This window comes from Rhodohalobacter sp. (genome assembly GCF_041686455.1).
In the GTDB taxonomy this organism is placed as follows: domain Bacteria; phylum Bacteroidota; class Rhodothermia; order Balneolales; family Balneolaceae; genus Rhodohalobacter.
This window is the reverse complement of sequence record NZ_JAWLDW010000070.1, coordinates 7781-13926: the sequence shown is the minus strand read 5'-3', so window position 1 is coordinate 13926 and position 6146 is coordinate 7781. Positions and strand designations below refer to the sequence as shown.

Sequence of the window (6146 nt, the reverse complement as noted above, 5' to 3'; positions counted from 1 at the left end):
AATCACAATATCCGGTATCGTGTTTCCATCATGCCTATGGTAGGAGCACAGTTTGATCGCAAGTTTGAGTCTGTGGTAATCCGGGTTTTGGATGACAGAAAAGTAATTACCGATCTGAATGTGCTGGGTCTGCAGAAAAAGGCCAAAGAGGATTTTGTCAAGTCGATAGAGAAACCGTCCGGTATTACAATTATCACCGGACCAACCGGTAGCGGTAAGTCGACTACGCTTGTTGCCGCTCTCTATTATGTAATCGACCCTACCAAAAATGTTCTTACGGTTGAGGAGCCGGTTGAATATCTGATTAAAGGAGCACGTCAGCTGAAGATCAGTAACAACATGACATTTGATATGGCGATTCGGGGGATTCTTCGTCATGACCCTGACATTGTGCTTGTAGGTGAGATGCGTGACCTTAAAACTGCTGAAATTGCTATTAAAATGGCGAATACCGGTCACCTCACATTTTCTACGCTTCACACGAATGATGCTCCGAGTGCCGTATCCCGACTCTTTAAAATGGGTGTTGAACCATTTCTGATAGCTAACGCTGTTAATCTGGTGATGGCTCAGCGACTGATTCGCCGTCTTTGTAAGTGCAAGGAACAGTATGACCCCCATCCCGAAACACTGCGCGGAATAGGTTTTACGGAGGAGGAGATCCAAAATGAATCGTTTTATAAAGCAGTAGGCTGTGAAAAGTGTAACGGTACCGGGTTTAAAGGGCGCGCTGCAATTCATGAAGCTCTCTTTTTCAGTAAAGATATAAAACGTATTATTTTGGAGTCGGGTGGCGATATTGACGAGGAGCAAATAAAAGATCAGGCGGTCAAGAACGGAATGCTTACATTGCGTGCATCGGGCCGTGAGCGAATTAAGGAAGGGATAACTACAGTAGAAGAGATTATTGCAATTACCCTGGATGATTAAATGAAGCGTAGGTGAATAATATGACCAGATCGGACAGTAATAAATTAAATATGATGCCATTGTACATGCGGAACCTGCTAAAGGATCCGCCGCATCTTTTAAAGAACTTCCACTATGAAGATGTCCTTTCTTTTCTTGAATTGGGTAATGAGGAGCGTTTTCTCCGGGGTGAAACGATCGTGAATGAGCACGACAGAGTGCAAACAGCATACTTGGTTGGGGAAGGAAAAGTTGGTGTGTGGAAAGATGAAATTCAACTTGCCGTATTAGATGAAGGCAGTTTTATTGGGGAAACATTTCTGTTCAGCAAACAAAACCGTATGGCCAAAGTTGTGTGTGAGGAGAATGCTATATTACTCGCATTCCAGAGATATGATGTGCTCAACTACTTTAGACGCCGGCCTGAAAAGTTATTTAACATTTTTACTAAGAATATCATAGAGATTCAACAGAAGAAAATTGAAAATATGAATATTCAATTGCTGAATCTAAAAAAAAGACTGTTGGGGAATGAAAGCTGGAAGTAACGGCTAGTACTTTTAGGTACAGTTATTTTGTAACAATCGCAGTTTTGGGTACTCTTTACCTATAGTTCAGAAGGTATGAATAGTTTTGATGAGTGCCGCTCAAAATTAAAAAAATGTGTTTTAGGCGTGGAAAAAATTTCGTTGGATTTTGATTCATTTTAAACCTGCTGAATATTAAAAGTTTAAAAATCATCTACATTAATTATATTCGGTAAATACCTAACTAAAAACCCTGCATGAGTACATCGATATCATTAAAACCGATTCGGGAAATTTGCGGAAAGATTGCTTCTCAGATACCTAAGTCTAAAAAAGGACTTGAGTATCATTCTGCTATAGGTGAAAAGGTGAATGAATTGCCTGAAGATCAGAGAAAAATATTAAGAGAGTCTCTGAATGCTTTTCTTATTTACATGGAAAAAATTGAGGCTTCAGATATTGATGTTGGCGGTCACGGCTGTAATGGAAAAATTTGGTACAGGGTATTCGGTAAAAAATCACCGCTTAAAATGGATGTTGATCTTCCCATCGGTGAAACAGATGTACTACTACACAACGTTCTCACGCAAACTCAGCGTAATCAGCTGATGGATAAAAAAAGTCTGGATTTCTCCTACACAATTCAGACAGATGGCAACAGGAACCGGCGGTATCGTGCCAATATGTATATGGATCTGGAGGCTCTGGCCCTTAACATGCGGAAAATTGATACGGAAATTCGTCCGTTCAAAACCCTTGGGGTTCATCCTGAAATTGCAAAGGCACTTAGTTTAAAATATTACAAATACGGTTTAACACTGGTTACGGGAATTACCGGATCAGGTAAGTCCAGCACGCTTGATACTATAATAGACGCCAATAACAGGACTGTAGACGCTCATATTGTGGTTATTGCTTCTCCGGTTGAATTAATTCACAATCCAATCCGAAGTGTAGTTCGCCACAGGGAAGTTGGACGTGATGTTACATCATTTAAGGACGGAGCCGTGCAGGCTCTGCGTCAAGATCCCGATGTAATTGTGATTGGTGAGCTTCGTGACCCCGAAACCATTACCACAACTCTTGAGATTACTGACTCGGGACACAAAACGTTTGGTACGCTTCACACCTCTTCGGCTATGGAAAGTATAGAGCGTATTTTAGGTGAAGTGTCAACTGAAGAGCAAGACCGTGTCAGAAACCGACTGGCTGATGTTCTAACCTGTGTGATTAGCCAGAAACTTGTTTCTAGTCTTGACGGAAAACGAGTATTGGCGAAAGAAGTACTGTTGGTTACCCCCTCCATCCGAGCCGCTATTCGCAATAACAATGTAAATGAGATCTATCAGATGCTCAATGAAGGTAGCGAACTGGGAATGAATACGATGGAGCAAGATTTGAAGCGCCTTTACGACGAGGGCAGAATTTCAAAAGACGAAGCGTTCAATAACGCGAACAATAAGAAACGAATTCAACAACTTTTCAACGAGTTGGATTAGACTAACATAACGTATACCGGATGTTTAAATCTCGTGAATATATTGGCATTAGTCTTGAAGGCGATCATCTGAAGATTGCCCGGATTAAACCTGAAAAAAAGGGTTTTCAACTTTTGAGGCTGGATAAATTAAAATTAATCGATCCAATTAAATCCGGACAAAAGGAAACAGCTTTTGAACAGGATACCCCCAGTGAAGATGTCTTCTCTGAAGAAGATTCTGATGACATTTTTGGTTTAGACCTTGATGAGGATGAAGATGATGATTCGGGACTGGATGAGCTTACTGAAATAGATCTGGATGATCTGGATGATTCGCCAATAGATGATTTTGAGGATTCTGACTTAGTTGAAGAGTCTTCTGTGGTGAAGACTAATGAAGAGTTGTTGGTTCAGTATTTGGATGACTTCAAAAAAAGTAAAGTAACGCTTGCTCTGAATGTCGAGTCCGGGAATACAATTTTTCAAATTGTAAAAAACGAGAATTTCAAAGAGCAGAAGAAAAAAGAGGTACAGCAGGCAGTTGTAGAAAAACTTCAGGCTATTTATGGTTCAGAGCCAAATAAAGATCTTTACGAGTATTTTCTGAGAGAAAACGGAAATCTGATTATTGCATCAATTGATGAAGAGTCGCCTACACTTCAGCTTGTATCCAGTGCAGGTGATCGTTTCGGTGAAAACTACTACATAAACGATGTTGTCCCCGATGAAGTAGCGATGGTTGGCTTGTTTAGAAATCACTATGAAAAGGAAGAGCAAATAATTACAGGCCTGGTTCAGTTCAGTCCGGATAAATGCCGGATGGTTTTCCTCCGTGGCCATGAGATTCTTCAGGTATCGCCTGTGATAAATGAGGGAACAAAGGATAAAAACTTCTTGAACACCATCTTCTCTAAAGTACTGTTTCAGCTCGATACCGGTGAAATACCGGGGCTGGATCGATTTGTGATTTTTAATAACACGGTTGGTGAAGATGCCACAGATTTCTTCAGAAAGAACTTTCCTGATCTGAAAGTTGAAGACTTCAGGTTTGACGAAGAGTTGGTTAGCTATGGCGATACAATGAAAGATATCGTGCCGGGTTACACAACGGCAATCGGTATCGCAAGTGTAGCCGCAAATGTGGGTAAAAGTGAATATCCGGAAGTCTCGTTTCTACCTGAATATGTATCTGATCGACAAAAGATTTTCAAACTTCAATGGCACGGTTTTGTTCTTCTGATTTTAATCGGTGCCAGCCCGGTTGTCCTAAATCACTTCTATCAGGCTAATGTAGCGGAAATTGATCTGCTACAGCAGCAGAACAATCGACTGCAAAGTGATATACAATCCCTTCAGCCGTTGGTTCAAGAATCTGAAGAGTTAACCATGCAGCTAGGACAGATGCAGAATCAACTGGAATTACTGGGTGATTTGAGTGCTGAGAATATTAAATGGTCCGTCACTGTTGATCATTTCAATGAGGCTGCTGAAGAGGTAGGTGGACTTTGGATCAATTCATTCAGACAGAATAATGATGTTCTGATGGTTGATGGTTATTCGCTGAATCGCGAAAGAATTCCAAGTCTGGCAAATCAATTTGATTCCGTCACGCTGCTTTCGGTTCGCAGGGAAGAGGTTCGGGAACGAGAGGTATTTTACTTTAATATGATGATTCGTTCTGTAATTGATGATACAAGCAAATATACGCCTGAAAATGTTCGAAGTCTTAATGATTTAATTAACTAATTGAGAAAAAGTCTATGTCGTACGGTCTTCGAAATACTCTGATTTTACTCTTGGCTCTGTTAATTATAAATGGAGCCGGTTACGCTTATATGCATTTTATTCAAAAAGCTGAAATAGAACAGCTTGAAGAGCGCCAGGTAAGTCTTGAAAATGATTATCAGCAGGATGCTCAAACTGCAGAGCTCGTACCCATGCTTCGGGAACAGTTTGAGGAGGCTACTTCGGTTATTGAGGGGTTTGATAAAACAATTTTCTCAAATAACAACGCAGACGAAATATTTCGCTTTTTATCGTTGATCAACGAAGGGGCAGGAGTGAATTTCAATTTTACATTCAGTGATTCAACCAGTTCGGAGCAATATGGTGTAATCAACTCTGAAATAAACGGATCAGGACCTTATAGAAGCGTTGTACGATTTATCAATGCGATTGAGTACAGTGAACCGGTACAAAAAATTAATGGAATTTCACTTTCACCGTCCGGTGAAGGAGATGGTTATCAACAAGTTAACTTTACATTTCGACTGCAGAGTCACTACGATCGTGTAGGAGTGTTTAATAACAATAACCAAACACCAGATATCGCATTCAGAACAAACGATTCCAATCACAATCCATTCTTTCCGCTTATCCGAAATGTTCCGCCAAACGAAGATAATCTTCCAAATGTGGATCAGAGTCGAATTGTTGGTTTAACCGGGTCGGCAGTCTATCTGATGGATCAGGACGGACAAATGGTTACGCTAAGAGAAAACGACAATGTTTATTTGGGAACACTTCAAGAAATTAATATGCAACAAGGATCTGCCACATTCAGGCTTAACAGAGGTGGAATTATAGACATGGTTACACTGGAGGTACAACGATGAAATTAATCATAAATACTATGAACAGCAGAAATATAGCAGCCTTTTTGATTTGTACTTTTATCGCGATTACGGCGATAGAATCAACAATGGCGCAGGATCGTTACCCCAGAGAATACACAAACCCTGATGAGATGATCTCACTGGATCGGCGAACCACCTTCACCGAAGCCATAGATGTGTTAAATACATTTGCTCAGGAGTATGAAAATCGGTTTATCATTGATCGTACCGGATATACGGGCCCGATTGGTGTAACCCTTCCGGCCATGCATTGGCGGGAAGCTTTGGATTACATTCTGAGGGTACAGGATTTTGTAGCTTTTGAGGAGCCTGATCTGTACGAAATTGTAACACGTGAAGAAGCAGATGCTCAGCAGCAAGTCCAGCGCAGAGGTGAAGATGATGCTGCAAGGCCGGAAGGTGCTCAGAGTATTGATGATTCAGAAATTCAGGTAAATACCCAAACACGGGAAATTAGAATAAATGCTACCTTTTTTGAAGGAAGTAAGCGCGCTCTGCGGGAAATTGGTGTTGACTGGTCTACACTGACAAGCGGAGTCCCTGAAAATTTATCTGATCTTGTTAATCAGGAAGGCGGAGGCGGCGGTGGCGGTG

Annotated in this window: 5 protein-coding genes and 1 pseudogene; all 6 read left to right on the top strand. The window is 41.0% G+C overall.

What is annotated here, in order from left to right; translation table 11 throughout:
- A partial coding sequence (locus ACESM0_RS09125; RefSeq protein ID WP_372905756.1) for a GspE/PulE family protein occupies positions 1 to 930 on the top strand: 930 nt, incomplete at its 5' end.
- Positions 931 to 950: 20 nt separating this feature from the next.
- Entirely contained in the window at positions 951 to 1457 is a 507-nt protein-coding gene (locus ACESM0_RS09120; RefSeq protein WP_101071894.1) for a Crp/Fnr family transcriptional regulator, read from the top strand.
- A gap of 236 nt (positions 1458 to 1693) precedes the next feature.
- On the top strand, positions 1694 to 2935 hold the full coding sequence (locus tag ACESM0_RS09115) for a type IV pilus twitching motility protein PilT (protein WP_372905754.1): 1242 nt from the start codon (positions 1694 to 1696) through the stop codon (positions 2933 to 2935).
- A 20-nt stretch (positions 2936 to 2955) separates the two neighbouring features.
- Positions 2956 to 4662, top strand: coding sequence for a PilN domain-containing protein (locus ACESM0_RS09110; RefSeq protein ID WP_372905752.1), 1707 nt, complete (start codon positions 2956 to 2958; stop codon positions 4660 to 4662).
- A 14-nt stretch (positions 4663 to 4676) separates the two neighbouring features.
- A complete protein-coding gene (gene pilO / locus ACESM0_RS09105) occupies positions 4677 to 5531 on the top strand; it encodes a type 4a pilus biogenesis protein PilO (protein WP_372905750.1) in 855 nt (284 codons plus the stop codon).
- Positions 5528 to 6146, top strand: a pseudogene (locus ACESM0_RS09100) (hypothetical protein); the annotation flags it as partial. The gene pilO and the pseudogene ACESM0_RS09100, both read left to right, overlap by 4 nt.